A 24,532-nucleotide genomic window follows, 5' to 3' on the forward strand; every position below is an offset into this window, starting at 1 on the left:
GCCGGAAGCAACACGGCGGTGATTGTAAATGCTGATGCCGGTCCGACATCATGTGCGGTCTGACCTGCAACCGCGGCGCGGAATCCGCCGACTCCTCGAGCGTCTTCCCGCTTCCAACTTCTGTCTTCCGGCTTAAATCTTACCGCCACCGCGTAGTGGTGGCGGTAAGATTTTACCGCCCTTCGGGTTTCCGATTATACTAGCGCGCTATTCGCTGACAAATTTCGGTCCCGCGGCCCGGGCGGTCGCGCGGCAATATCATTAGGAACAGATCCATGCGCACTATTTATTGCGGGCAGGTCAACGCTGCCCTGGTTGGCCAGAATGTGACCCTGAGTGGCTGGGTGCATCGCCGTCGTGATCTGGGCGGCCTCATTTTTATCGATATGCGCGATCGGGAAGGCATCGTCCAGGTGTTCTTCGACCCGGACAAGGCCGAGGCCTACGAGAAGGCGTCCGAACTGCGCGCCGAGTTCTGCGTGCAGATCACAGGCGTGGTGCGGGCCCGCCCCGAATCCCAGGTGAACAAGGACATGGCCACCGGCGAGGTGGAAGTCTTTGCCCACGAACTGACCATCATCAACAAGGCCGCCCCCCTGCCGCTGGATTTCAACCAGAACAACTCCGAAGAGCAGCGCCTCAAGTTCCGCTACCTGGACCTGCGCCGCCCCGAGCAGGCCCGCTTCCTCAAGACCCGCGCCAAGGTCACCAGCCGGGTGCGCCGCTTCCTGGACGAGCAGGGTTTCCTCGACATCGAAACCCCCATGCTGACCAAGGCCACCCCGGAAGGCGCCCGCGACTACCTGGTGCCGAGCCGGGTGCACAAGGGCCATTTCTACGCCCTGCCCCAGTCGCCCCAGCTGTTCAAGCAATTGTTGATGATGAGCGGCTTCGACCGCTACTACCAGATAGTCAAGTGCTTCCGCGACGAAGACCTGCGCGCCGACCGCCAGCCGGAATTCACCCAGATCGACGTGGAAACCTCCTTTATGACCGCCGAGCAGGTGCGCGCGGTGATGGAGCAACTGGTGCGCGAGCTGTGGCAGGATCTGGCCGGCCAGGATCTGGGCGCCTTCCCGGTGATGACCCATGCCGAGGCCATGCGCCGCTACGGCTCCGACAAGCCGGATCTGCGCATCCCCCTGGAACTGACCGACGTGGCCGATCTGCTGAAGAAGGTCGACTTCCAGGTGTTCGCCGGCCCGGCCAACGATCCCAAGGGCCGGGTGGCCGCCCTGCGCGTGCCCGGCGGCGCGGCACTTTCCCGCAAGCAAATCGATGAATACGGCAAGTTCGTGGGCATCTACGGTGCCAAGGGCCTGGCCTGGCTGAAGGTGAACGAGGCCGCCAAGGGCATGGAGGGCATCCAGTCGCCGGTGGCCAAGTTCCTGACCGAGTCCATCGTGGCCGAGCTGCTGGCCCGCACCGGCGCCCAGGACGGCGATGCCCTCTTCTTCGGCGCCGACTCCGCCAAGGTGGTGGCCGACTCCATGGGCGCCCTGCGCCTCAAGGTGGGCAAGGATCTGGGACTGGTGGAAAACAGCTGGAAACCCCTGTGGGTGATCGACTTCCCCATGTTCGAGGAGGAGGACGGTCGTCTCTACGCCATGCACCATCCCTTCACCGCCGCCAAGGAGGTCTCGGTTGCCGAACTGGAAGCCAGCCCGCTCGAGGCGGTGGCCAATGCCTACGACATGGTGATCAACGGCTACGAAGTGGGCGGCGGCTCGGTGCGTATCCACAACAACGAGATGCAGCAGACGGTGTTCCGCCTGCTCGGCATCGAGGCCGAGGAGCAGCAGGAGAAGTTCGGCTTCCTGCTGGAGGCGCTGAAATACGGCACGCCGCCCCATGCCGGCCTGGCCTTCGGCCTGGACCGCCTGGTGATGCTGCTTACCGGCACCGACAATATCCGCGACGTGATCGCCTTCCCCAAGACCACCACCGCCTCCTGTCTGCTGACCGATGCGCCCAGCCTGGCCAACCCGGACGCGCTGGCGGAACTGGCCATCGCCACCCGCCTGCCGGCGGCCCAGGCCGACAGGGCGGACGACTGAGGCATGGGCCACAAGCACCCGGAGTCGGTGCTGGTCCTCATCCATACCGAGGACCAGGTGCTGCTGCTGCAACGCAAGGACAACCCGGACTTCTGGCAGTCGGTCACCGGCAGCCTGGAGCCGGGCGAGAGCCGCTTTCAGGCGGCGGTGCGCGAGCTGGAGGAAGAAACCGGGATCAGGCTGGACGACGGCCTGGCGCTGGTGGAAACCGGCCACCGGGTGCGTTTCGAGATCTATCCCCGCTGGCGGCACCGCTATCGCCCCGGGGTCACCCATAACTGGGAATACGAATTCCGTTTACGCCTGCCGGCGCCCCGCGAGGTGCGTTTGAGCGAGCACCTGGCCCAGCGCTGGCTGCCCCTGGAGGACGCCCGGCGCGCCGCCAGCTCCTGGACCAACCAGGAGGCCATCGGCAGGCTGATCCAGAGCAAGCAAACCGGAGAATAACCTATGGCAGGTCATAGTAAGTGGGCCAATATCAAGCACCGCAAGGCGGCCCAGGATGCCAAGCGCGGCAAGATCTTCACCAAGCTTATCCGTGAACTGACCACGGCCTCCCGTGAAGGCGGCTCCGACGCCGCCTCCAACCCGCGGCTGCGCGCCGCCATCGACAAGGCGCTGTCCAACAACATGACCCGGGACACCATCGACCGGGCGATCAAGCGCGGCGCCGGCGAGCTGGACGGCCAGGTGCTGGAAACCATCGTCTACGAAGGCTACGGTCCGGGCGGCACCGCCGTGATGGTGGAATGCATGACCGACAACCGCAACCGTACCGTGTCCGAGGTGCGCCATGCCTTTTCCAGGAGCGGCGGCAACCTGGGCACCGACGGCTCCGTGGCCTACCTGTTCGAGAAGAAGGGCGTGATCAGCTACCAGGACGCGGAGGAAGAGGCGGTGATGGACGCCGCGCTGGAGGCCGGCGCCGAGGACGTGGTGGTGAACGACGACGGTTCCATCGACGTCTACACCCAGTGGGACGAGTTCGGCGCCGTCAAGGATGCCCTCGACGCCGGCGGCCTGGTCGCCGACAACGCCGAGGTGACCATGATCCCTTCCACCAGGGCGGAACTGGACGAAGACACCGCGCCCAAGCTGCTCCGGCTTATCGACATGCTCGAGGATCTGGACGACGTGCAGGAGGTCTACCACAACGGCGAGATCTCCGATGAAGTGGCGGAAAAGCTCTGAAGCCTGAAGCTAGAAGCCTGAAGCTGGAAGAGGTTCCTGCTTCGGGTTTCGGCTTCCGGCTTATGGCTTCCGGCTTCCGGCTTTATTGAGATGTCTATTATCCTCGGCATCGATCCCGGCTCGCGTATCACCGGCTATGGCGTGGTGCGCCAGACCGGCAACAGGATGGAATACCTGGGCTCGGGCTGTATCCGCATGGGCGACGATGAGCTGGCGCCCCGGCTGAAGAAGATCTACGACGGGGTGAGCGAGATCATCCTGCAGTTTCGGCCCGAGCTGTTCGCCATCGAGCAGGTGTTTATGGCGCGCAACCCGGACTCGGCGCTGAAGCTGGGCCAGGCCCGGGGCGCGGCCATCGTCGCCGCCGCCAACGCCGGCCTGGAGGTGGCGGAGTATTCCGCCCGCCAGATCAAGCAGGCAGTGGTGGGCACCGGCGCCGCCGACAAGGCCCAGGTGCAGCACATGGTGGTCAAGCTGCTGACGCTGCCGGGCACGCCCCAGGCCGATGCCGCCGACGCCCTGGCGGTGGCCCTGTGCCATGGCCACACCCGCCAGAGCCTGATCAGCATGTCCGGTCAGGTACGTGGCACGGTGAGAAAGCGGTTTCGCTGACGCGCGGCCGCGCAAGCTGGAAGCGTGAAGCTGAAAGCTGGAAGTGGTGTTGCTGGGAGTAGTAAGCCGTGTTTGTGAGGCTGTGTTTTGTCTAGAAGTGAGTCACTCCCGCGCAGGCGGGAGTCCATCCCGCAAACAAAGCCGAATCCAAAGAGACGGTTCAATATTTCCAAACAGCTTCGATCTGCTTCCAGCTTCTAGCCGATGGCTTCCAGCTCAGGTGCATGGATATTTATCCAGTTATTTATTATGCTTGGCGCCACACAGATTGGTTAGCGGGGAGCCCCAGTGATAGGTCGGTTGAAAGGTATCATCAGCGAGAAGCAGGCGCCGGAGATCCTGCTGGATGTGAACGGGGTGGGCTACGAGGTCACCCTGCCCATGAGCTGTTTCTACGAACTGCCCAAGGTGGGTGAGGCGGTGACCCTGCTCACCCACTTCGTGGTGCGGGAAGACGCCCAGCTGTTGTTCGGTTTCAACACCAAGACCGAGCGGGCCCTGTTCCGGGAGCTGATCAAGACCAACGGCGTCGGCCCCAAGCTGGCGCTGGCCATCCTCTCCGGCATGACCGCCGATCAGTTCATCTACAACGTGGAGCAGGGAGAGATCGGTGCCCTGGTCAAGCTGCCGGGGGTGGGCAAAAAGACCGCCGAGCGGCTGATCGTGGAGATGCGCGACCGGCTCAAGGGCTTCGGCGGTTACGATCTGTTCAACCCGGCGCCCGAGTCGGCGACCTCCGCGGTGCTGGCCGACAGCGCCCGGGACGAGGCCGTGGCCGCGCTGCTGGCGCTCGGCTACAAGGCGGCCCAGGCCGAGCAGGCGATGAAGAAAATCGCCAGGCCGGAGATGAACGCCGAACAACTGATCCGCGAAGCCCTGCGGAGCATGGGATAAGCCATGATAGAAGCGGACCGTTTTATCAACCCGGCCCCCCGGCGGGAAGAGGAAGCCATCGACAGGGCCATCCGCCCCAAGGCGCTGGCGGATTACCGGGGCCAGGATCATGTGCGCAGCCAGATGGAAATCTTCATCGAGGCGGCGCGCCGGCGGGAAGAAGCCCTCGATCACCTGCTGATCTTCGGCCCGCCGGGGCTCGGCAAAACCACCCTGGCCAATATCGTCGCCAATGAGATGGGGGTGAACATCAAGACCACCTCTGGCCCTGTGTTGGAGAAGGCCGGTGATCTGGCGGCCATGCTCACCAACCTGGAGCCGGGCGACGTGCTCTTTATCGACGAGATCCATCGCCTGAGCCCGGTGGTGGAGGAAATCCTCTATCCGGCGATGGAAGACTACCAGCTCGACATCATGATAGGGGAGGGGCCGGCGGCCCGCTCCATCAAGCTCGAACTGCCGCCCTTCACCCTGGTGGGCGCCACCACCCGCGCCGGCTCCCTCACCTCGCCCCTGCGCGATCGTTTCGGCATAGTGCAGCGGCTGGAGTTTTACCAGGTGGCGGATCTGGCCCATATCATCAGCCGCAGTGCCGACAAGCTGGGGCTCGATATCGACGATGACGGTGCCTTTGAAATGGCGCGCCGGGCCCGGGGCACGCCACGTATCGCCAACCGGCTGCTGCGCCGGGTGCGGGACTTCGCCGAGGTCAAGGGCAGCGGCAGCATCGACGCCGCCATCGCCGCCCAGGCGCTGGACATGCTGGACGTGGACAAGCAGGGCTTCGACTACATGGACCGCAAGCTGCTGCACGCCGTGCTTGACAAGTTCATGGGCGGTCCGGTGGGGCTCGACAACCTGGCGGCGGCCATCGGCGAGGAAAAGGAAACCATCGAGGACGTGATCGAACCCTACCTTATTCAGCAGGGTTTTTTGCAGCGCACTCCCCGGGGTCGCGTCGCCACCCCCAGGGCCTACCTGCACTTCGGCTTTGATCTGCCGGAACCGTAACGACAGCTTGAAGCTTGAAGCTTGAAGTCGATCGAGAGGTGGGTAGGCTCGGCTTCCCGCTTCCGGGTCAGCCGGTGTCGTGGCTGTCCGGGGCCATCTTCTTTCCCTCCCATGACTCGGGTATAGTATGCCCATCTTTTGAGCCTCGCGGCCGAGTAGCCGATGTCTGATACGAACTTTTATTGGCCGGTGCGTATCTACTACGAAGATACCGATGCCGGTGGTATCGTTTATAACGCCAACTATCTGAAATTCATGGAGAGAGCGCGCACCGAGTGGCTGCGCAGTCAAGGGATTGAGCAAGACGGGTTGTTGGAGCAGGGGGTCGCCTTTGTGGTGCGGCGTGTCGAGCTGGATCTGCGCAAGCCGGCGCGCTTCAATGATGCATTAAAAGTCACCGTGACGGTGAAAATGCTGAAACGAGCCTCTATTGTGTTTGAGCAGGAAATTCTGGATGATGCGGGCCTTTGTCTGGCCAGGGGCGAAGTACTGATCGCCTGCGTCCAGATTGCTCAAATGAAACCTTTTGCCATTCCTGAGCCGCTGATGGGAGTATTGTCAGGTGCACGCTGAAATATCGTTTATAGGTCTGTTCTTGGAGGCCAGCCTGCTGGTCCAGCTGGTGATGCTGACCCTGATGGGCTTCTCCGTCCTGTCCTGGGCGCTGATCATCAATCGGCGCAAGGTGCTGACCACAGCCCGGGATGACGCCGAAACCTTCGAAGAAAAGTTCTGGTCCGGCTCCGACCTGAGCCGCCTCTACCACGAGAGCAACGCCCGCCGCGACAGCCTGGCCGGCATGGAGCAGATTTTTTACGCCGGCTTCAAGGAATTTGTGCGCCTGCAAAAACAGGGCCGTGCCCAGGACAGCATACTGGAAGGCACCTACCGCACCATGCGGGTCGCCCTGTCCCGGGAAGTGGACCGGCTGGAGACCAACCTGTCGCTGCTGGCCACCATCGGCTCCATCAGCCCCTATATCGGCCTGTTCGGTACCGTCTGGGGCATCATGAACGCCTTTATCGCCCTGGCCGAGGTGCAGCAGGCCACCCTGGCGATGGTGGCCCCCGGCATCGCCGAGGCGCTGATCGCCACCGCCATGGGCCTGTTTGCGGCCATACCGGCGGTTATCGCCTATAACCGCTTCAGCTATCAGGTAGAGCGGCAGGAAAACCACCTGGCCAACTTCATGGACGAATTCTCTACCATCCTCAACCGCCAAGTGATGACAGGTAACAACTGATGCACGGCTATCAGCGCAGGCGTCGCAAAAGCGTTGCCGAGATCAACGTGGTGCCCTATATCGACGTCATGCTGGTGCTGCTGATCATCTTCATGGCCACGGCACCGGTGATCACCCAGGGGGTCAAGGTGGATCTGCCCCAGGCCCAGGCCGAGATGCTGCCGGAAGACAGCGAAAGGCCGCTGGTGGCGTCCATCGACGCCGAAGGCCGGTATTTCCTGGACGTGGGCGACAGCCGGGACGAGGCGGTGGATCTGCTGGAGCTGGCCACCATGGTGCAGGATCAGCTGAGAACCACGCCGGAAGCGCCGGTGGTGGTGAAGGGCGATGCCAATGTACGTTATGACGCCGTGATCCAGCTGATGGCGACCCTGAAGGCGGCCGGGGTGCCGTCCGTCGGCCTCATGACCCAACCGGAGCAGTAGCGGACTCATGACCGAGAACGAGGGCATTCGCAAGCCGTTACTGATCTCGCTGGCTCTGCACCTGACGATCGGGATCTTTTTCCTGGTGGGCGTCAATTTCAATGCGCCCAAGCGGCCGACCCAGGCGGTATCCATAATCGAAGCTACCATGATAGACGATGGCATGGTGGCGGCCCAGGCGCAGCAACTGGCCGACATGCAGGCCAAACAGCAGCAGGCCCAGGCGGCCGAACAGGCACGGCAGGAAGCCGAACAGCGTGCCGCCGAAGAAGCCGAGCGGCAGGCGGCACAGCAGCGGGCGGCAGCAGAGGCGGCCCGCCAGGCCGAACAGCAGAAGGTAGTGGCCGAGCAACAGGCCCAGGCCGAGCGTGAACGCCAGCAGGTGGTAGAGCAGCAGCGCAAGGCCGAGGAAGCCCGCAAGGCGGAAGAGGCGCGCAAGGCGGAGGAAGCCCGCAAGGCCGAGGAAGCGAGAAAGCAGGCGGCCGCGGAGCAGGCACGCAAGGCGGAAGAGGCCCGCAAGGCCGAGGAAGCCAAAAAGCAGGCCGAAGCCGAGCAACAACGCAAGGCAGAAGAGGCGCGTAAAGCGGAAGAGGCGCGCAAGGCCGAGGAAGCCAAAAAGCAGGCCGAGGCCGAGCAAAAACGCAAGGCGGAAGAGGCCCGCAAGGCTGAAGAGGCGAAAAAGCAGGCCGAGGCCGAGCAAAAGCGCAAGGCGGAAGAGGCTCGCAAGGCCGAAGAGGCGAAAAAGCAGGCGGAAGCCGAACAGAAGCGCAAGGCCGAAGAGGCGAAAAAGCAGGCCGAGGCCGCGCTGAAGCGCGAACAGGAGCAGGCGCTGAAGGATCTGGAAGCCCTGATGGGCTCGGGGCCGACCGGCTCCTCCTCTTCTTCCGCGGCCGCGGCGGGCGAGGTGGATCGCTATACCGGCATGATCATCGCCGCCATTCAGCGCAACTGGCTGGTGGGGCCGACCATGGTCGGCAAGCAGTGCCGGATCAATATCCGGGTGGCGGCCGACGGCCTTATCCTGCAGATTGGCCAGGGCCAGGGTGACGGGGAAGTGTGCCGCTCGGCGGAGCTGGCTATCCGCAAGACCGGCACCCTGCCGATGCCGAAGGATCCGGAAGTGAACCGACAATTGCAAAACCTGAATTTAACGCTGATACCGAGGCTCTAGTGATGACAAAAAGATGGTTGTGGTTATGGCTGCCGCTGCTGCTGCTCGCAGGCCGGGCTCAGGCGGCGCTGGATATCATTATTACCGGCGGCATCGACAGCGCCCGTCCGGTGGCGGTGGTGCCCTTCCAGTGGACCGGGGGAGGGGCCATGCCCCAGGATCTGGCGGAGGTGATCGCCAGCGATCTGCGCAACAGCGGTATGTTCCGTCCGCTGGATCGTGGCAGCCTGCCGCAGCAGGTGGCCCAGGCCAGCCAGCTCAACCCCGCCCTCTGGGGTTCCCGCCAGGTCGAGGCGGTGGTGGTGGGCACCATTGAGCCGGCCGGTGGCGATCAGTACCGCATCAGTTTCGAGCTGGCCGATGTGCTGGACAGGAACGGCGCCCAGCTGCTTGAAAGCCGCAGCGCCACCGTGCCGGCGGCCCAGCTGCGCCAGTACGCCCACCGCATCGCCGACATCGTGTTCGAGAAGCTCACCGGCATCAAGGGCGCCTTCCTCACTCGCATCGCCTACGTCAACGTGCAGCACGGTGCCCAGTACCCCTATCAGTTGATGATCGCCGACTACGACGGCTTCAACGAGCAGGTGCTGCTGCGTTCCCGCGAGCCGCTGATGTCGCCGGCCTGGTCGCCGGACGGCCGCCGGTTGGCCTATGTGTCCTTCGAGAACAAGAAGGCCGAGGTGGTGGTGCAGGACATCTACAGCCAGCAGCGTCAGGTGGTCAGCTCCCAGCCGGGCATCAACGGCGCGCCCCAGTGGTCGCCGGACGGCAGCCGCCTGGCCCTGGTGTTGTCCCGGGACGGTCAGCCCGAAATCTATGTGCTCAACCTGGCCAGCCGCCAGTTGACCCGGGTGACCAATAACCGCACAATCGACACCGAACCGGCCTGGTCGACGGACGGCAATGCCCTTTTCTTCGCTTCCGAGCGGGGCGGCCGGCCGCAGATCTACCGGGTCGATCTGGGTTCGGGTGACACCCGTCGTGTCACTTTCCAGGGGGATATGAATCTAGGACCCAGCGTGACCAGAGACGGCAAGAGCCTGGTGCTGGTCAGTCGCTCACAGGGACAGTACCGAATTGCCCGTCAGGAGCTGGATAGCGGTCATATGCAGGTGTTAACTGAAACCCAGCTTGATGAATCGCCAAGCCCGGCACCAAACGGCACCATGATCATCTATAGTACTACCTATCAGGGCCGCCAGGTGCTGTCCCTGGTGTCTATGGATGGTCGCTTCAAGGCCAGGCTGCCCGCACGAAGCGGTGATGTTCGTGCACCGGCATGGTCACCGTTCCTTAACTAAACCATTGCAATTTCTAAGGAAAAATGATGCAAATGAAAAAACTGCTTCAGAGTCTGGCGGTAGCGCTGCCCATGTTGACCCTGGCCGCATGTAGCTCCACCAGTGATTCCGATGCGATGACCGGTACCGCGGGCAGCGGCTATCAGGACGGCGTACAGACCGGCGGTGTGGGCGGTGCCATGTCTGCCGATGAGCAGATGCGCCAGCAGTACGAAGCCCTGCGTCGCGAGAACGTGATCTACTTCGAGTTCGACCGTGACGAAGTGACCGGCCACTACGCCCAGGTACTGGAAGCCCACGCCAGCTTCCTGCGTTCCAACCCCTCCGTCAGCGTGCTGGTGGAAGGCCATGCGGACGAGCGCGGCACTCCCGAGTACAACATCGCCCTGGGCGAGCGTCGTGCCAAGGCTGTGACCAGCTACCTGCAGAGCCTGGGTGTGAACGGTGCCCAACTGGCCATCGTCAGCTACGGTGAGGAGAAGCCGGTAGATACTTCTCGCTCCGAAGCCGGTTTCGCCAAGAACCGCCGCGCGGTTCTGGTTTACTAAGGTTTAAGTCGACCCTATGAAGATTAATTTAGCGGCCATTTCGATGGCCGCTGTTTTATCCACCTCCAGCTGGGCCCAGGCACCGGTGACGAGCGTGGGTGGCAGCGGCTCCGTCAATGATCGCCTGGCTGAACTGGAGCGCGCCTTCAACGCCCGCAGCCAGGCCCAAATAGACCAACAGCGCCAGCTGAACGGGTTGCAGCAGGAAGTCAGCGAATTGCGCGGCCTGCTGGAAGAGCAGAGTTACCGGCTGGAGCAGGTGATCGAGCGCCAGCGCGCCATACTGGCGGCCCAGCAGGATGCGGCCCAACAGCCGGCCCCGGCGCCGGCGGCACCTCAGCCGAGCGGCGCCCAGAATGGCGGTCAGGCCCAGGGCGGCGCCAGTGCCCCCGCCGCCGCGCCGGCCGGCAATGATGAGCAGGCAGCCTACGACAATGCGGTTAACCTGGTGCTGCAGGACAAGGACTATGACGCGGCCATCCCCGCCTTTGCCCGCTTTATCACCCAGTATCCCCAGTCCACCTATGTGCCCAATGCCCATTACTGGCTGGGGCAATTGCTGTTCACCCAGAAGCGGTTCGATCAGGCCAAGGCCCAGTTCGCCCGGGTGGTGGAAGCCTATCCCGGCTCCAACAAGCGGGCCGACTCCATCCTCAAGCTGGGGTTGATCGCCAAAGAGCAGGGCGATGCCGGCCTGGCCCGCCAGTATTACGAGCAGGTGCTGCGGGAGTACGGCAACAGTGGCGCGGCGCGCCTGGCCCAGGAAAACCTGAACAGCCTGTGATCCGGGCGGAATGGCGAATTTTTGAGAGAGTCGCCTGTTCCTTAAGCAAACGGTTGGAAATGGTGATTTTCCTGTTGCGTCACCAAATTAAATCCGTAATATAGGCCGCCGTTGGCAGGGCTGCTCCGGTAGCCCAGGCCAGAGGGTCGTTAGCTCAGTTGGTAGAGCAGTTGACTTTTAATCAATTGGTCGCAGGTTCGAATCCTGCACGACCCACCAGATTCCCGGACGCTTAGCTCAGCCGGGAGAGCACCTCCCTTACAAGGAGGGGGTCACTGGTTCGATCCCAGTAGCGTCCACCAGTTTTGGTGCTTTTGACAAAAGTACACCCCGGGTGGTTAGCTCAGCCGGGAGAGCACCTCCCTTACAAGGAGGGGGTCACTGGTTCGATCCCAGTACCACCCACCACTTTCGAGTGGAACAGCAATATCCGGGTCGTTAGCTCAGTTGGTAGAGCAGTTGACTTTTAATCAATTGGTCGCAGGTTCGAATCCTGCACGACCCACCAGATTCCCGGACGCTTAGCTCAGCCGGGAGAGCACCTCCCTTACAAGGAGGGGGTCACTGGTTCGATCCCAGTAGCGTCCACCAGTTTTGATGCTTTTGCTAAAAGCATACCCCGGGTGGTTAGCTCAGCCGGGAGAGCACCTCCCTTACAAGGAGGGGGTCACTGGTTCGATCCCAGTACCACCCACCACTTTCGAGTGGAACAGCAATATCCGGGTCGTTAGCTCAGTTGGTAGAGCAGTTGACTTTTAATCAATTGGTCGCAGGTTCGAATCCTGCACGACCCACCAGATTCCCGGACGCTTAGCTCAGCCGGGAGAGCACCTCCCTTACAAGGAGGGGGTCACTGGTTCGATCCCAGTAGCGTCCACCACTTGTTTTGAACAGCAAGTTGTGCTTTTCACAAAAGCATGCCCCGGGTGGTTAGCTCAGCCGGGAGAGCACCTCCCTTACAAGGAGGGGGTCACTGGTTCGATCCCAGTACCACCCACCACTTTCGAGTGGAACAGCAATATCCGGGTCGTTAGCTCAGTTGGTAGAGCAGTTGACTTTTAATCAATTGGTCGCAGGTTCGAATCCTGCACGACCCACCAGATTTCCGGACGCTTAGCTCAGCCGGGAGAGCACCTCCCTTACAAGGAGGGGGTCACTGGTTCGATCCCAGTAGCGTCCACCATCTTCAAGTAGTCCGTACTGTACGGGTCGTTAGCTCAGTTGGTAGAGCAGTTGACTTTTAATCAATTGGTCGCAGGTTCGAATCCTGCACGACCCACCATCCAGTCCTTCTTTTCGTATTCTCTCCCTACTTTCCTTTTATGTCGCTTTTATTACCGGATGTTTGGGTTAAAACCCAAGCGGCGTTATAATGCCTCGCTACTATAGCTATCTGGATGGAGCAATTGGGATCAGGTCATGACTGAAGCTGTCGATATCATCGAGTTTGACTACCCCTTTCCCGCCAAGCCGGCCCCGCTGAGCGCGGACCAGCGACAGGCGCTGAAAGACGAAATCAAGGCACTGCTGAGCGCCAAAAACGCCGTGCTGGTGGCCCACTATTACACCGATCCCGAGATCCAGGCCCTGGCCGAGGAAACCGGTGGCTGCGTATCCGACTCCCTGGAAATGGCCCGTTTCGGCAAGCACCACCAGGCCGACACCCTGATCGTGGCCGGGGTGCGCTTTATGGGAGAGACCGCCAAGATCCTGAGCCCGGAAAAAACCGTGCTGATGCCCACCCTGGAAGCGGAGTGTTCCCTCGATCTTGGTTGCCCCGAAGACGAATTCACCGCCTTCTGTGACGCCCATCCGGATCACACCGTGGTGGTGTACGCCAATACCTCGGCGGCGGTCAAGGCCCGGGCCGACTGGGTGGTCACCTCCAGCATCGCGCTCGAGATAGTGGAGCACCTCGACAGCGAAGGCCACAAGATCATCTGGGCGCCGGACCGTCACCTGGGCGCCTATATCGAGAAGCAGACCGGTGCTTCCATGCTGCGCTGGCAGGGTGCCTGCATCGTGCACGACGAGTTCCGCGCCAAGGCGCTGCAAGAGCTGAAAGCCCAGAATCCGGATGCGGCCGTGCTGGTGCACCCGGAATCCCCCCAGTCGGTGGTGGAACTGGCGGACGCGGTGGGCTCCACCAGCCAGCTGATCAAGGCGGCCCAGACCCTGCCTCACAAAAAGCTGATCGTGGCCACCGACAAGGGCATCTTCTACAAGATGCAGCAGGCCTGCCCCGACAAGGAAATGGTGGAAGCCCCCACCGGCGGCAACGGCGCCACCTGCCGCAGCTGCGCCCACTGCCCCTGGATGGCGATGAACGGCCTGGTGGCCATTCGTGACGCCCTGCGCGATGGCGGCAAGCAACACGAAATCCAGGTGGACGAAGCCACCCGGGTCAAGGCCATGATCCCGCTGGAGCGGATGCTGGACTTCGCCGAGCAGCTCAAGCTGAAGGTGAAAGGCAACGCTTGATTTTAGCTGGAAGCTGGAAGCGGCCCGAGTAGTTTTTAGCCATTCCGCTTGTTCTTCCCGTTGGCGTGGCAACGGGAAGCAATCAAAAGAGGCGTGAAGCGTAAGGGCGACCTTACTCTTCACGCCTCTTTCGTTTATGCGTCTGTACACACATTCAAGCGCGTGACGCCAAACCCGCAAAGCACTCTGGCTGCTTCACGCTTCCAGCTTATGGCCTGGCTTTTAGTCACAAGTTTTTGTTGACTTTAGATCAGCAAAACATCGGCCAAAGCGCACAGCTCCTCCGGCACGCCGTAAACCCATCCCTGGGGGCTCCGCCGCGCCCTCCCTGGCGCGGAGGGCCGGCGAAGCTGCGCCCTTTGTCCTCTCTGTCGCCCCGATGCCACCTGCTGGCACCATCTTCAGACGGCGTCGGGGCTTGAAAGAGGCAACAGGGATGGCCTCCGCCGACCGTCCCATGCCAGGGATGGCATGTGCGAGCCTACATGGATGTACTTGCGGCGTGTCGGCGGAGGTAGCCCTGCTGCCTCTTCTCTGCGCTGAATCAGACAGTCGGACTTGTGACTAAGAGTCAGGCTTATGGCCTCCAGCTTCGAGTTTACGCCCGGTTTTCTTCCCCGCCCATGGCGGTGATCAGCTCGGGAATAAAGCGGGACAGTTCGCCGGTGACCAGGGCGAAGTCGGCGTCGAAGCGGGCGGCGGCGTCTTCGCTCACCACGTCGTCGTTCTGCTCGCGCAGTTCCTCGGAAAACTTGAGCCGCTTGACGCTCATGTCGTCTCCCAGCACGAAGCTCAGGCTGTCGCTCCAGTTCAGCGCCAGCTTGGTCACCAGCTTGTCCGCGTCCAGGTGGGCCTTCATCTCCTCGCTCAGCAGGTCCTGCTGCTTGGCACGGATGATGCCGCCGTGCTCCAGGGCGGATCTCAGCTCGGCCTCGTCCTCCAGGGCGAAGCCGGCGGGGGCGGCGCCTTCCTTCAGCCAGTCGGTCAGGGTCAGCTCGGGTGGGGTGGTCATGGCCAGCGGCACCACCGGCAGGCTGCCTATGCTCTTGCGCAGCAGGGCCAGCAGATCCTCGGCGCGTTTGGCGGAGCTGGCGTCCACGGCGATAAAGCCGGCCTCGGGGTTGATCCAGGCATAGGTCTGCTGGAAGCGGCTGAAGGCCCGGGGCAAGAGGCTCACGATCACTTCCTCCTTGATCGCTTCCTTTTCCTTTTTCTTCAGCGCCCGGCCCTGTTCGGCCTCCAGGCTTTCCACCTTCTCCGCCACCATGTCGTTGACCACGGAGCCGGGCAGCATCTTTTCTTCCTTCTTGGCACAGATCAGGATCTGGCCGTCGGCGCCGTGGGTGAGGGCCTGGCCCTGCTTGCCCAGGGGAGAGATCCAGCCGAACTTGGCCTGCTCCTGGCTGCCGCAGGGGCTGAAGGGAAAGGCGTCCAGCTGTTTTTCCAGTTCTTCAAGGGTCAGTTCGAAAGGGCGGGTAAAACGGTAAATCTGCAGGTTCTTAAACCACATAGCGTCCTCGGTAACGAGCCGGAAAAATCGCATTGTACTGCAAAGCGGCTTTGTGATCAGGCTGTCATTCCCGCGCGATAAAGGCTGATCCGGGTCACAGACAATAATAAAAGCCCGGCCAATCCGCTAATGGACTCATACACTTAAACCAAACCAACGCCGGGGAGATGAAAATGATACGACAGGCCAGGCCCGATGATACCGACGCCATACTGGAGGTGTGGCTGCTGGCATCGCTGCAGGCCCATGATTTCGTGCCGGCGGCGTTCTGGTGGCAGCAGCAGGAGCAGATGCGCGCCCGCTACCTGCCGGCGGCGGAAATCTGGGTGTGCGAGCGGGAAGGGGAGATCCAGGGCTTTGTCGCCCTGGTGGAGGACTACCTGGCGGCCCTGTTCGTCCGGCCCGACTGCCAGCAGCAGGGCATCGGCAAGGCCCTGCTGGCGGTGGCCAAGCGGCAGCGGCGGCGGTTGTCGCTCAGGGTGTTCAGCGAAAACGACATAGCGGTGCATTTTTATCGCCAACACGGCTTCGCCATTACCGACGAAGGCACGGATCCCGCCACCGGCCAGCCCGAACTCTGCATGGGTTACCAGGCCCAGCTGTAACGCCGCCGTCGCGGTGGTGTCATAATTTCATAAAACTGTCACACTTGCTCTCAATAATGACATTCATGCACAGAAGACCTGAGAAGGGCAGTTGAAGAATGACACGGAAAATACTGGTAGTTGAAGACGAAGCGGCGATCCGCGAGATGCTGTGTTTTGTGTTGGAGCAGAAGGGCTTCGCCACCCAGGAGGCGGAGGACTACGATCAGGCCCTGGCGATGATCAAGGAGCCCTATCCCGAGCTTATCCTGCTCGACTGGATGCTGCCCGGCGGCAGCGGCATCCAGCTTATCAAGCACCTTAAACAGGACGAACTGACCCGGCAGATCCCGGTGATCATGCTCACCGCCCGGGCCGAGGAAGAAGACAAGATCAAGGGCCTGGACGTGGGCGCCGACGACTACATTACCAAGCCCTTCTCCCCCAAGGAACTGACCTCCCGCCTCAAGGCGGTGCTGCGCCGGGTGGCCCCCACCTCGGTGGAGGACGTGATCGAGGTGCAGGGGCTGAAGCTGGATCCGGTCAGCCACCGGGTCAGCGCCAACAACCTGCAGCTGGACATGGGGCCCACCGAGTTCAAGCTGCTGCATTTCTTTATGACCCACCCCGAGCGGGTATACAGCCGCGAGCAGTTGCTCAATAATGTATGGGGCACCAACGTCTATGTGGAAGACAGGACGGTGGACGTGCATATCCGGCGGCTGCGCAAGGCGGTGTCGGAGTCGGGTCACGACAAGCTGATCCAGACGGTGCGCGGTGCCGGCTATCGTTTTTCAACGCGCCTATGAGGCCTGCATGCAGCTACAAGAATCCGGCCATGGTCTGTGGTGGCGGTTAATCTTCTATTACCTGGCGTTTTTCCTGTTCGGCCTGCTGCTGAAAGAAATGGCACTTGGGCTGCTGATCGGTACCGTGCTGCACCTGCTGTGGCACTACCGCTTTCAGCACAAGCTGGCGGTGTGGTTGTGGCGGGATCGCAGCCTGATCCCGCCGGAAGGAAAAGGCAGCTGGGAAGTCATCTTCAATGGCATCTACCGGCTGCAGCAGCGCCAGCGTGCGCGCCGGCGGGAGCTGGCCAACCTGGTGCGCCGTTTCCGGGAAGGGGCCGAGGCCCTGCCCGACGCCGCCGTGGTGATCCGCCGCGACGGCAGCATCATCTGGTGCAACAAGCTGGCCCAGCAACTGCTGGGCTTTCGCTGGCCCGATGATGCCGGCCAGCATATCGGCAACCTGATCCGTGCCCCTGTGTTCATCGCCTACATGAAGCGGGCGGATTTCCGCGAACCGCTGGAGCTGCCGTCGCCCCAGAACGAAGACAAGCTGCTCGAGTGCCGCATCATGCCCTATACCGAGGATCAGGCCATGCTGGTGGTGCGGGACGTGACCCGGCTGAAGAGCCTGGAGCAGATGCGCAAGTCCTTCGTGGCCAACGTGTCCCACGAGCTGCGCACCCCGCTGACGGTGCTCAAGGGCTACCTGGAGATGATAGAGGAGCCGCCCTCCGAGGCCATGTGGCGCAAGACCCAGAAGGTGATGCTGGAGCAGACCCTGCGCATGGACGCCCTGGTCAACCAGCTGATGACCCTGACCCGCATCGAGGCCTCGCCCAATATCGATACCAGCAAGATAGTGGACATTCCGGCCATGCTGTCGATGCTGGAGCAGGAGGCCCTGACCCTGAGCGGCGACAAGGGCCAACGGTTCAGCTTTGTGGTGGACCAGGGCCTCAAGGTGCGTGGTGATCAGGAGCAGTTGCGCAGCGCCATTTCCAACCTGGTGTACAACGCCATCCGCCATTCCCCGGCGGGTACCGAGATCCGGGTGGAATGGGGGCGGGTGGGGCACCAGGGCCGCTTCGCGGTGACCGACAACGGCGAGGGCATCGCGCCCGAGCACATCGCCCGCCTGACCGAACGCTTCTACCGGGTGGACAAGGCGCGCAGCCGCCAGACCGGCGGCTCCGGCCTGGGGCTGGCCATCGTCAAGCACGCCCTGAGCCACCACGATGCCCACCTCGAGATCCGGAGCAAGGTCGGGGAGGGCAGCTGCTTCAGCTTTACCCTGCCCGAGCGGCTGCTGGTGCAGGACGCCCCCAGCCGGGAAATCGCCTGACAGGCCGGTATTTTTTCGTTCCCATGCCGTGGCGTGGGAGCGAATACCCCGCTTCCCGCTTTCTCTCTGCTTGTCATAAAAGCGTCACTTTCGGTTCATATAGTTGTCATCACCGGCGGCAATACTGGCCGCGTCTTGAAAGACCGAACTCAGATTGGAGATTAAGGATGAAATTGAACAAACTGGTAACCGCTCTTGGATTGACCGCCGCCCTGGCGTCCACCTCCGCCCTGGCCGCCGTGGACAGCAACCTGCCCGACTACGAAAAAGTCAGCGGCATTTCCGGCAACCTGTCTTCCGTGGGTTCGGACACCCTGGCCAACATGGCCACCCTGTGGGCCGAAGAGTTCAAGCGCAGCTACCCCAACGTTAACGTGCAGATCCAGGCCGCCGGTTCTTCCACCGCTCCCGCCGCCCTGACCGAAGGTACCGCCCAGTTCGGCCCCATGAGCCGGGCCATGAAGGACAATGAAATCGAAGCCTTCGAAAAGCGCTACGGCTACAAGCCGACCCCGGTGCGGGTGGCCATCGACGCCCTGGCGGTATTCGTGCATAAAGACAACCCCATCGAGGGCCTGAGCATCGATCAGGTCGACGCCATCTTCTCCAGCACCCTGAGCTGCGGTGCCAGCGAGCAGATCACCCGCTGGGGCCAGACCGGCTTGTCCGGCGACTGGAGCAACCGCGACATCCAGCTGTACGGCCGCAACTCCGTTTCCGGCACCTACGGCTACTTCAAGGACGAGGCCCTGTGCAAGGGTGACTTCAAAAACAACGTGAACGAGCAGCCTGGCTCCGCCTCCGTGGTGCAGTCCGTGTCCTCTTCCCTGAACGCCATCGGCTACTCCGGCCTGGGCTACAGCACCTCCAGCGTGCGCGCCGTGCCCCTGGCCGAAGCCGGCTCCACCGACTATGTTGCCGCCAATGCCGAGAACGCCATCAGCGGCGAGTATCCGCTGTCCCGCTTCCTGTACGTCTACGTGAACAAGCACCCCAACGAGCCCCTGGGCCCGATGGAAGCCGAGTTCATCAAGCTGATGCTGTCCAAGCAGGGCCAGGAAATCGTGCACAAGGATGGCTATGTGCCGGTACCGGCCGCCGTGGCCGAAGCCGACCTCAAAAAGCTGGGCCTGATGTAAGCTTCCATTGCCGTCATCGCAGCTTGAACCCCGGGGAAACCCGGGGTTTTTTTATGGTTTACATATTTGAATTTTCATATATTCTTTTTCCCGCATATCTAAAATCGCCATCGAGGTAAAGGAATGGGGGTATTCGAACGTTACTTGTCGCTGTGGGTCGGCCTGTGCATCCTGGCCGGCGTTACCCTGGGTATCCTGCTGCCGGACGGCTTTGCCCTGGTGGCGGGGCTGGAATTCGCCCACGTCAACCTGGTGGTGGCCCTGTGCATCTGGGTGATGATCTACCCCATGATGGTGCAGATCGACTTTTCCGCCATCAAGGACGTGGGCAAGAAGCCCAAGGGGCTGCTGCTGACCCTGGCGGTCAACTGGCTGATCAAGCCCTTCACCATGGCGGCCCTGGGCTGGCTGTTCTTCCGGGTGCTGTTTGCCGACTGGGTCGATCCGCAGAGCGCCGGGGAATACATTGCCGGCATGATTTTGCTGGGCGTGGCGCCCTGCACCGCCATGGTGTTCGTATGGAGCCAACTGACCAAGGGCGATCCCAACTACACCCTGGTGCAGGTGTCGGTAAACGACCTCATCATGGTGTTCGCCTTCGCCCCCATCGCCGCCTTCCTGCTGGGGGTGAGCGACATCGTCGTGCCCTGGGACACCCTGCTGTGGTCGGTGCTGCTCTATGTGGTGCTGCCGCTGCTGGCCGGGGTCTATACCCGCCGGCGGCTGGAGGAAGGTGGCGGCGGCCGCCAGCTGCAGTCCTTTATCCAGCGCATCAAGCCGCTGTCGGTGGCGGGCCTGCTGGCGACGGTGGTACTGCTGTTCGGCTTCCAGGCGCCCACCATACTGGCCCAGCCCCAGACCATAGTGTTGATCGCCATCCCGCTGCTGATCCAGACCTACGGCATCTTCGCCATCGCCTACGGCGCCGCCAGGGCGATGAAGCTGCCCCACAATATCGCCGCGCCGGCCTGCATGATCGGCACCTCCAACTTCTTCGAACTGGCGGTGGCGGTGGCCATTTCCCTGTTCGGGCTGCACTCGGGGGCGGCGCTCGCCACCGTGGTGGGGGTGCTGGTGGAAGTGCCGGTGATGCTGTCGCTGGTGGCCATCGCCAACCGGACCCGGCACTGGTTTGTCTATAACTGACTCTATTGAACTGCAACCCAAGGAAAGACGATGTCGCAACACCCATTTGACTATCTCACTCTCGGCGAAGGCCGTGGCCGGCTGATCCTTACTCCCTGCCCGGGCACCAAAGAGGCGGCGTTGGACGCCTCGCTGACACAATTGCGCGACGCCGGCGCCGCCGCCGTGCTGACCCTGATGCCGGGGGAAGAGATGGAAAAAAACCGGGTCGCCGCCATGCCGGTCCTGTGCGAGGCGCTGGAGCTGGCCTGGTTCCACCTGCCGGTGGAAGACGACGCCGCCCCCGAAGCCGCCTTCGAGCAGGCCTGGCTTGAGGCGCGTGACCAGGTACTGGCGCTGTTGGCCCAGGGCCGGGATGTCGCCATCCACTGCAAGGGCGGCTCGGGCCGCACCGGCCTGATGGCGGCCATCATACTGCTGGCCCTGGAGGTGCCGCTGAGTGAGGCGGTGCAACGGGTGCAGGCGCTGCGGCCCAAGGCGCTGTGCCTGCCGGCCCACCGTAGCTATGTAGAAGCGCTGGAAGGCCCGGCCGGATAAGGCCCGGGCTGGTACAAAATATATTGAAAGAGGGAGACAGACCCAATGACCATCAAGGTAGGAATTAACGGCTTCGGCCGCATGGGACGGCTGGCGCTGCGCGCGGCCTGGGCATGGGACGACGTGGAGTTCGTGCAGATCAACGATCCGGCCGGCGACGCCGCCACCCTGGCGCACCTTATTACCTTCGACTCGGTGCACGGCCGCTGGACCCAGGAGGCCCGGGCCGAAGGGGACCTGATGATCGTCGGCAACCGGCGTATCGCCTGCACCCGCAACAAGGCCATCGGTGACACCGACTGGTCCGGCTGCGACGTGGTGATCGAGGCCTCCGGCAAGATGAAGAGCAAGGCCCTGCTGCAGGCCTACCTGGATCAGGGGGTGAAGCGGGTGGTGGTGACGGCGCCGGTGAAGGAGGAGGGCGTGCTCAACGTGGTGATGGGGGTGAACGATCACCTCTATGACCCGGCGCTGCACCCCATCGTCACCGCCGCCTCCTGCACCACCAACTGCCTGGCGCCCGTGGTCAAGGTTGTTCACGAGCAACTGGGCATCAAACACGGCTCCATGACCACCATCCACGACATCACCAACACCCAGACCATACTGGACGCGCCCCACCAGGATCTGCGCCGGGCCCGGGCCTGCGGCCAGAGCCTGATCCCCACCACCACCGGCTCGGCTACCGCCATCACCCATATCTTCCCGGAACTGAAGGGCAAGCTTAACGGCCACGCGGTGCGGGTGCCCCTGGCCAACGCCTCGCTCACCGACTGCGTGTTCGAGGTGGAACGGGCCACCACGGAAGCGGAGGTGAACGCCCTGCTCAAGGCGGCGGCGGAAGGTGAGCTGGCCGGCATCCTCGGTTACGAGGAGCGGCCCCTGGTGTCGGTGGACTACAAGACGGATCCGCGCTCCAGCATTATCGACGCCCTGTCCACCATGGTGGTCAACGGCACCCAGGTCAAGCTGTATGCCTGGTACGACAACGAATGGGGCTATGCCAACCGCACCGCCGAGCTGATGCGCAAGGTGGGCCGGCTGGACCGGGCGGGATAACCCCCGATGCTGGCCTCCCTGTCTCCCGAGATCCGTCAGTACCTGCTGGTTACCGGCAATTACTGGGCCTTTACCCTCACCGACGGTGCCCTGCGCATGCTGGTGGTGCTGCACTTCCACGGGTTGGGCTATAGCCCGTTGGAAATCGCCCTGCTGTTTTTGTTCTATGAGGTATTCGGGGTCATCACCAACCTGGTGGGGGGCTGGCTCGGTGCCCACCTTGGCCTCAACCGGACCATGAATATCGGCCTGGCGTTGCAGGTGGCGGCGCTGGCCATGCTGTTGGTGCCGGCGGCCTTGCTGACGGTGCCCTGGGTGATGGCGGCCCAGGCGTTGTCGGGCATCGCCAAGGATCTCAACAAGATGAGCGCCAAGAGCGCGATCAAGCTGCTGGTGCCGAAGGATGCCCAGGGTACCCTCTACCAGTGGGTGGCCATTCTCACCGGCTCCAAGAACGCGCTCAAGGGCGCGGGCTTCTTCCTCGGCGGCGTGCTGCTGGCGGTGTTCGGCTTCGCCGGGGCCGTCGCCGCCATGGCGGCGGTGCTGGCCCTGGTCTGGTTGTTCAGCGTCGTAATGCTGAAACAGGATCTGGGCCGGGCCAAGGCCAAGCCCAGATTCCGCGACATCTTTTCCAAGAGCCGTGCCATCAACATACTGTCGGCGGCACGGATGTTCCTGTTCGGTGCCCGTGATGTCTGGTTCGTGGTGGCCCTGCCGGTATTCCTGGCCAGCCAGTTTGGCTGGGATCACTGGCGGGTCGGCGGCTTCCTGGCGCTCTGGGTCATCGGCTATGGGGTGGTGCAATCGTTCGCCCCCTATTTTACCGGCAAGCGTTCGGGCCGGGTTCCCGACGGCCGGGCCGCCTTCGGCTGGGCCCTGGTGCTGACCCTGACGCCGGCGCTGATCGCCCTGGGACTGGGGGCGGGGTTGCAGCCGCAATGGACCCTGCTTGGCGGCCTCTTGCTGTTCGGGGCGCTGTTCGCCATCAATTCCTCCCTGCACAGTTACCTTATCGTCAGCTATGCGGGCGAGGACGGGGTCTCCCTGGACGTGGGCTTTTACTATATGGCCAATGCGATGGGGAGACTGATTGGCACCGTGCTGTCGGGCTGGGTCTACCAGCAGGCCGGGTTGATTGCCTGCCTGTGGATTTCCGCCGGCTTCCTGCTGCTGGCGGCGATGCTGTCCATCAAGCTGCCCCGGCACCGGGGATGGGAGCAAAATAGCGATTGAAATCAGCTTTTTGTGTAAAAAATATGATAAAGCGGCGATAAAGCCGCTTTTTTCTTGCGGACAACTGTGGCTAGATAGGGGGCAGTGTATGGGCAGGAGTCATTATGGAAATCAGGAAGATCCGCAGCGGTGAAACCGGCAGTATCTGGCGTTTGTTCCACGATACCGTGCACCGCATCAACCAGGCCGACTACAGCAAGAGCGAACTGGCGGTGTGGGCTCCTGATGAATACGACGAACCGCGCTGGGTCAGCCGCTTTATCCGTACCCGTCCGCTGGTGGCGATGGACGGCAAGTCCCTGCTGGGCTTCGCCGAGTTGAGCGACGACGGCCGTATCGATCTCTTCTATGTGCATCACGCCCGCCAGGGCGAGGGCATAGGCCGGGCGCTGATGCAGCGGCTCAAGGCGGAAGCCGCCTCCCGCGGTCTGTCGCGCCTTTACTGCGAGGCCAGCATCACCGCCCGGCCCTTCTTCGAGGCCATGGGGTTCGTCGCCCTGGAGCAGCGCCAGCTTGAGCGCCGGGGCCAGCCGGTGCCGGTAATACTGATGGAATATAGGGCCTGAAGAGAGGGAGAGCGTTTTTTGTTGCCGGCCGGATTTCAGGCAACAAAAAACCCACCGCAAGGTGGGTTTTTCGAGGGTATTTTGGTCGGCGTGAGAGGATTTGAACCTCCGACCCCTGACACCCCATGACAGTGCGCTACCAGGCTGCGCTACACGCCGAAGTGGGGCTAACTATATAGATGCCCCGTCCCTGCTGCAAGCCCCTTTTTTATGATTTGGGCGCGTTTGGCGCTTTCTTGGGCATTGTTGCGTTTTTTTCATCGTTTTCCTCGCCTGGCCTGCCCGGGGCCCAGCCCCGGCTTGCAGCCGGGCCGGCTTTTGCCATAATACGCGGCCTTACGGAGGGGTGATGAACGAACAAGACGAATACTGGATGCGCCGGGCCATGGCCCTGGCGGCACGGGCAGAGCAGGAAGGGGAGGTGCCGGTGGGCGCCCTGGTGGTGCTTGACGGTCACTGCATCGGCGAGGGCTGGAACCAGTCCATCGGCAGCCACGATGCCACCGCCCATGCGGAGATCATGGCGCTGCGCCAGGCCGGCCAGGCCATCGGCAACTACCGGCTGCTGGACTGCACCCTCTACGTGACCCTGGAGCCGTGCATGATGTGCGCCGGCGCCATGGTGCACAGCCGCATCCGACGGCTGGTGTACGGCGCCTTTGACGCCAAGACCGGGGCGGTGGATTCGGTGTTGCAACTGCTGGCCACCCCTGGCCTCAACCATCAGGTGGTCTGGCAGCCGGGGGTACTGGCCGAGGACTGCGCCACCCAGCTCAGCCGTTTCTTCCAGCGCCGCCGGGCGGAGAAAAAGGCCGCCAGGAAGCAGGCGGCCGGGCAATAACCGTCAGCCTCTTATCAGCTATCAGCTATCAGCCTGGCTTTTAGTCACAAGTTTTTGTTGACTTTA

The 24,532-nt window shown here is 62.5% G+C and carries 25 protein-coding genes and 13 tRNA genes; 36 read left to right on the top strand and 2 right to left on the bottom strand.

The features are described 5' to 3' along the window. The first annotated feature begins 275 nt into the window (after positions 1 to 275). The 26 genes from aspS to nadA all read left to right on the top strand — a co-directional run bounded on the left by aspS (position 276) and on the right by nadA (position 13,718). The gene (aspS, locus tag AN401_RS06155; protein ID WP_096778818.1) at positions 276 to 2,057 is read left to right on the top strand and encodes an aspartate--tRNA ligase; all 1,782 of its coding nucleotides are present in this window, start codon (positions 276 to 278) and stop codon (positions 2,055 to 2,057) included. Positions 2,058 to 2,060: 3 nt separating this feature from the next. Beyond that, positions 2,061 to 2,504: a dihydroneopterin triphosphate diphosphatase gene (gene nudB / locus AN401_RS06160; protein ID WP_094038980.1), complete on the top strand. Its 444-nt coding sequence runs from the start codon at positions 2,061 to 2,063 to the stop codon at positions 2,502 to 2,504. Positions 2,505 to 2,507: 3 nt separating this feature from the next. Further along, on the top strand, positions 2,508 to 3,248 hold the full coding sequence (locus AN401_RS06165) for a YebC/PmpR family DNA-binding transcriptional regulator (protein WP_096778819.1): 741 nt from the start codon (positions 2,508 to 2,510) through the stop codon (positions 3,246 to 3,248). A gap of 90 nt (positions 3,249 to 3,338) precedes the next feature. Beyond that, positions 3,339 to 3,860 carry a crossover junction endodeoxyribonuclease RuvC gene (ruvC, locus tag AN401_RS06170; RefSeq protein WP_094038978.1) on the top strand — a complete coding sequence of 174 codons (522 nt, stop codon included), beginning with the start codon at positions 3,339 to 3,341 and terminating at the stop codon, positions 3,858 to 3,860. Positions 3,861 to 4,148: 288 nt separating this feature from the next. Next, entirely contained in the window at positions 4,149 to 4,754 is a 606-nt protein-coding gene (ruvA, locus tag AN401_RS06175) for a Holliday junction branch migration protein RuvA (RefSeq protein WP_094038977.1), read from the top strand. 3 nt (positions 4,755 to 4,757) lie between these two features. Further along, complete coding sequence (ruvB, locus tag AN401_RS06180; RefSeq protein ID WP_094038976.1) at positions 4,758 to 5,765, top strand: Holliday junction branch migration DNA helicase RuvB; 1,008 nt, start codon at positions 4,758 to 4,760, stop codon at positions 5,763 to 5,765. Positions 5,766 to 5,927: 162 nt separating this feature from the next. Beyond that, positions 5,928 to 6,338, top strand: a complete 411-nt coding sequence (gene ybgC, locus AN401_RS06185) for a tol-pal system-associated acyl-CoA thioesterase (protein WP_094038975.1) — start codon at positions 5,928 to 5,930, stop codon at positions 6,336 to 6,338. Continuing rightward, the gene (tolQ, locus tag AN401_RS06190) at positions 6,328 to 7,008 is read left to right on the top strand and encodes a protein TolQ (RefSeq protein WP_094038974.1); all 681 of its coding nucleotides are present in this window, start codon (positions 6,328 to 6,330) and stop codon (positions 7,006 to 7,008) included. Before ybgC ends, tolQ begins: the two co-directional genes overlap by 11 nt. Further along, the gene (tolR, locus tag AN401_RS06195; RefSeq protein ID WP_094038973.1) at positions 7,008 to 7,433 is read left to right on the top strand and encodes a protein TolR; all 426 of its coding nucleotides are present in this window, start codon (positions 7,008 to 7,010) and stop codon (positions 7,431 to 7,433) included. Before tolQ ends, tolR begins: the two co-directional genes overlap by 1 nt. 7 nt (positions 7,434 to 7,440) lie before the next feature. After that, a complete protein-coding gene (gene tolA / locus AN401_RS06200; RefSeq protein ID WP_094038972.1) occupies positions 7,441 to 8,604 on the top strand; it encodes a cell envelope integrity protein TolA in 1,164 nt (387 codons plus the stop codon). A 2-nt stretch (positions 8,605 to 8,606) separates the two neighbouring features. Continuing rightward, a complete protein-coding gene (gene tolB, locus AN401_RS06205; RefSeq protein ID WP_094038971.1) occupies positions 8,607 to 9,905 on the top strand; it encodes a Tol-Pal system beta propeller repeat protein TolB in 1,299 nt (432 codons plus the stop codon). 26 nt (positions 9,906 to 9,931) lie between these two features. Further along, positions 9,932 to 10,453: a peptidoglycan-associated lipoprotein Pal gene (gene pal, locus AN401_RS06210; RefSeq protein ID WP_094038970.1), complete on the top strand. Its 522-nt coding sequence runs from the start codon at positions 9,932 to 9,934 to the stop codon at positions 10,451 to 10,453. Positions 10,454 to 10,469: 16 nt separating this feature from the next. After that, positions 10,470 to 11,237: a tol-pal system protein YbgF gene (ybgF, locus tag AN401_RS06215; RefSeq protein ID WP_096778820.1), complete on the top strand. Its 768-nt coding sequence runs from the start codon at positions 10,470 to 10,472 to the stop codon at positions 11,235 to 11,237. 143 nt (positions 11,238 to 11,380) lie between these two features. Then, positions 11,381 to 11,456 (top strand) — tRNA-Lys (locus AN401_RS06220). A 7-nt stretch (positions 11,457 to 11,463) separates the two neighbouring features. Further along, positions 11,464 to 11,539, top strand: a tRNA-Val gene (locus AN401_RS06225). A gap of 30 nt (positions 11,540 to 11,569) precedes the next feature. After that, positions 11,570 to 11,645, top strand: a tRNA-Val gene (locus tag AN401_RS06230). A 24-nt stretch (positions 11,646 to 11,669) separates the two neighbouring features. Then, positions 11,670 to 11,745: transfer RNA gene (locus tag AN401_RS06235), tRNA-Lys, on the top strand. Positions 11,746 to 11,752: 7 nt separating this feature from the next. Continuing rightward, positions 11,753 to 11,828 (top strand) — tRNA-Val (locus tag AN401_RS06240). Between the two features lie 30 nt (positions 11,829 to 11,858). Next, a tRNA-Val gene (locus AN401_RS06245) sits at positions 11,859 to 11,934 on the top strand. 24 nt (positions 11,935 to 11,958) lie between these two features. Next, a tRNA-Lys gene (locus AN401_RS06250) sits at positions 11,959 to 12,034 on the top strand. Between the two features lie 7 nt (positions 12,035 to 12,041). Further along, positions 12,042 to 12,117, top strand: a tRNA-Val gene (locus AN401_RS06255). A gap of 44 nt (positions 12,118 to 12,161) precedes the next feature. Next, positions 12,162 to 12,237 (top strand) — tRNA-Val (locus tag AN401_RS06260). A 24-nt stretch (positions 12,238 to 12,261) separates the two neighbouring features. Continuing rightward, a tRNA-Lys gene (locus tag AN401_RS06265) sits at positions 12,262 to 12,337 on the top strand. A 7-nt stretch (positions 12,338 to 12,344) separates the two neighbouring features. Continuing rightward, positions 12,345 to 12,420, top strand: a tRNA-Val gene (locus AN401_RS06270). A 23-nt stretch (positions 12,421 to 12,443) separates the two neighbouring features. Further along, a tRNA-Lys gene (locus tag AN401_RS06275) sits at positions 12,444 to 12,519 on the top strand. 137 nt (positions 12,520 to 12,656) lie between these two features. After that, positions 12,657 to 13,718, top strand: a complete 1,062-nt coding sequence (nadA, locus tag AN401_RS06280; RefSeq protein ID WP_094037951.1) for a quinolinate synthase NadA — start codon at positions 12,657 to 12,659, stop codon at positions 13,716 to 13,718. Positions 13,719 to 14,316: 598 nt separating this feature from the next. Here nadA and rdgC read toward each other — a convergent pair. Continuing rightward, positions 14,317 to 15,228, bottom strand: a complete 912-nt coding sequence (gene rdgC / locus AN401_RS06285) for a recombination-associated protein RdgC (protein ID WP_094037950.1) — start codon at positions 15,226 to 15,228, stop codon at positions 14,317 to 14,319. A 173-nt stretch (positions 15,229 to 15,401) separates the two neighbouring features. Here rdgC and AN401_RS06290 point away from each other — a divergent pair, with 173 nt between their 5' ends. The 9 genes from AN401_RS06290 to AN401_RS06330 all read left to right on the top strand — a co-directional run bounded on the left by AN401_RS06290 (position 15,402) and on the right by AN401_RS06330 (position 23,625). Further along, the gene (locus AN401_RS06290; RefSeq protein WP_094037949.1) at positions 15,402 to 15,833 is read left to right on the top strand and encodes an N-acetyltransferase; all 432 of its coding nucleotides are present in this window, start codon (positions 15,402 to 15,404) and stop codon (positions 15,831 to 15,833) included. Between the two features lie 98 nt (positions 15,834 to 15,931). Further along, positions 15,932 to 16,621, top strand: a complete 690-nt coding sequence (gene phoB, locus AN401_RS06295; protein WP_094037948.1) for a phosphate regulon transcriptional regulator PhoB — start codon at positions 15,932 to 15,934, stop codon at positions 16,619 to 16,621. A gap of 7 nt (positions 16,622 to 16,628) precedes the next feature. Then, positions 16,629 to 17,945 (top strand): phosphate regulon sensor histidine kinase PhoR, encoded by a 1,317-nt coding sequence (phoR, locus tag AN401_RS06300; RefSeq protein ID WP_094037947.1) that lies wholly within the window; start codon positions 16,629 to 16,631, stop codon positions 17,943 to 17,945. 167 nt (positions 17,946 to 18,112) lie between these two features. After that, the gene (locus AN401_RS06305) at positions 18,113 to 19,084 is read left to right on the top strand and encodes a PstS family phosphate ABC transporter substrate-binding protein (RefSeq protein WP_094037946.1); all 972 of its coding nucleotides are present in this window, start codon (positions 18,113 to 18,115) and stop codon (positions 19,082 to 19,084) included. Between the two features lie 123 nt (positions 19,085 to 19,207). Continuing rightward, positions 19,208 to 20,230: an ACR3 family arsenite efflux transporter gene (arsB, locus tag AN401_RS06310; RefSeq protein ID WP_094037945.1), complete on the top strand. Its 1,023-nt coding sequence runs from the start codon at positions 19,208 to 19,210 to the stop codon at positions 20,228 to 20,230. 30 nt (positions 20,231 to 20,260) lie between these two features. Next, entirely contained in the window at positions 20,261 to 20,767 is a 507-nt protein-coding gene (locus AN401_RS06315; protein WP_094037944.1) for a phosphatase domain-containing putative toxin, read from the top strand. Between the two features lie 45 nt (positions 20,768 to 20,812). Further along, positions 20,813 to 21,826: an ArsJ-associated glyceraldehyde-3-phosphate dehydrogenase gene (locus tag AN401_RS06320; RefSeq protein WP_096778821.1), complete on the top strand. Its 1,014-nt coding sequence runs from the start codon at positions 20,813 to 20,815 to the stop codon at positions 21,824 to 21,826. 6 nt (positions 21,827 to 21,832) lie between these two features. Next, positions 21,833 to 23,059, top strand: a complete 1,227-nt coding sequence (gene arsJ, locus AN401_RS06325; protein ID WP_096778822.1) for an organoarsenical effux MFS transporter ArsJ — start codon at positions 21,833 to 21,835, stop codon at positions 23,057 to 23,059. Positions 23,060 to 23,163: 104 nt separating this feature from the next. Next, positions 23,164 to 23,625, top strand: a complete 462-nt coding sequence (locus AN401_RS06330) for a GNAT family N-acetyltransferase (protein WP_096778823.1) — start codon at positions 23,164 to 23,166, stop codon at positions 23,623 to 23,625. Positions 23,626 to 23,707: 82 nt separating this feature from the next. Here AN401_RS06330 and AN401_RS06335 read toward each other — a convergent pair. Then, positions 23,708 to 23,784 (bottom strand) — tRNA-Pro (locus tag AN401_RS06335). A 190-nt stretch (positions 23,785 to 23,974) separates the two neighbouring features. On the opposite strand from AN401_RS06335, the gene tadA reads away from it, so the two are divergent. Continuing rightward, a complete protein-coding gene (gene tadA / locus AN401_RS06340; RefSeq protein WP_096778824.1) occupies positions 23,975 to 24,466 on the top strand; it encodes a tRNA adenosine(34) deaminase TadA in 492 nt (163 codons plus the stop codon). Positions 24,467 to 24,532 lie beyond the last annotated feature (66 nt).

The organism is Zobellella denitrificans (assembly GCF_002407485.1).
Classification (GTDB): Bacteria; Pseudomonadota; Gammaproteobacteria; order Enterobacterales; family Aeromonadaceae; genus Oceanimonas; species Oceanimonas denitrificans.

Coding starts and splice junctions, on each gene's coding strand:
- AN401_RS06290 (WP_094037949.1), top strand. CDS start 15,402: ATGATACGACAGGCCAGGCCCGATGATACCGACGCCATACTGGAGGTG.
- tolB (WP_094038971.1), top strand. CDS start 8,607: ATGACAAAAAGATGGTTGTGGTTATGGCTGCCGCTGCTGCTGCTCGCA.
- tadA (WP_096778824.1), top strand. CDS start 23,975: ATGAACGAACAAGACGAATACTGGATGCGCCGGGCCATGGCCCTGGCG.
- arsJ (WP_096778822.1), top strand. CDS start 21,833: ATGCTGGCCTCCCTGTCTCCCGAGATCCGTCAGTACCTGCTGGTTACC.
- nadA (WP_094037951.1), top strand. CDS start 12,657: ATGACTGAAGCTGTCGATATCATCGAGTTTGACTACCCCTTTCCCGCC.
- phoR (WP_094037947.1), top strand. CDS start 16,629: ATGCAGCTACAAGAATCCGGCCATGGTCTGTGGTGGCGGTTAATCTTC.
- pal (WP_094038970.1), top strand. CDS start 9,932: ATGCAAATGAAAAAACTGCTTCAGAGTCTGGCGGTAGCGCTGCCCATG.
- AN401_RS06315 (WP_094037944.1), top strand. CDS start 20,261: ATGTCGCAACACCCATTTGACTATCTCACTCTCGGCGAAGGCCGTGGC.
- nudB (WP_094038980.1), top strand. CDS start 2,061: ATGGGCCACAAGCACCCGGAGTCGGTGCTGGTCCTCATCCATACCGAG.
- AN401_RS06330 (WP_096778823.1), top strand. CDS start 23,164: ATGGAAATCAGGAAGATCCGCAGCGGTGAAACCGGCAGTATCTGGCGT.
- tolA (WP_094038972.1), top strand. CDS start 7,441: ATGACCGAGAACGAGGGCATTCGCAAGCCGTTACTGATCTCGCTGGCT.
- AN401_RS06165 (WP_096778819.1), top strand. CDS start 2,508: ATGGCAGGTCATAGTAAGTGGGCCAATATCAAGCACCGCAAGGCGGCC.
- phoB (WP_094037948.1), top strand. CDS start 15,932: ATGACACGGAAAATACTGGTAGTTGAAGACGAAGCGGCGATCCGCGAG.
- aspS (WP_096778818.1), top strand. CDS start 276: ATGCGCACTATTTATTGCGGGCAGGTCAACGCTGCCCTGGTTGGCCAG.
- ybgF (WP_096778820.1), top strand. CDS start 10,470: ATGAAGATTAATTTAGCGGCCATTTCGATGGCCGCTGTTTTATCCACC.
- AN401_RS06320 (WP_096778821.1), top strand. CDS start 20,813: ATGACCATCAAGGTAGGAATTAACGGCTTCGGCCGCATGGGACGGCTG.
- ruvC (WP_094038978.1), top strand. CDS start 3,339: ATGTCTATTATCCTCGGCATCGATCCCGGCTCGCGTATCACCGGCTAT.
- tolR (WP_094038973.1), top strand. CDS start 7,008: ATGCACGGCTATCAGCGCAGGCGTCGCAAAAGCGTTGCCGAGATCAAC.
- ruvB (WP_094038976.1), top strand. CDS start 4,758: ATGATAGAAGCGGACCGTTTTATCAACCCGGCCCCCCGGCGGGAAGAG.
- rdgC (WP_094037950.1), bottom strand. CDS start 15,228: ATGTGGTTTAAGAACCTGCAGATTTACCGTTTTACCCGCCCTTTCGAA.
- arsB (WP_094037945.1), top strand. CDS start 19,208: ATGGGGGTATTCGAACGTTACTTGTCGCTGTGGGTCGGCCTGTGCATC.
- AN401_RS06305 (WP_094037946.1), top strand. CDS start 18,113: ATGAAATTGAACAAACTGGTAACCGCTCTTGGATTGACCGCCGCCCTG.
- ybgC (WP_094038975.1), top strand. CDS start 5,928: ATGTCTGATACGAACTTTTATTGGCCGGTGCGTATCTACTACGAAGAT.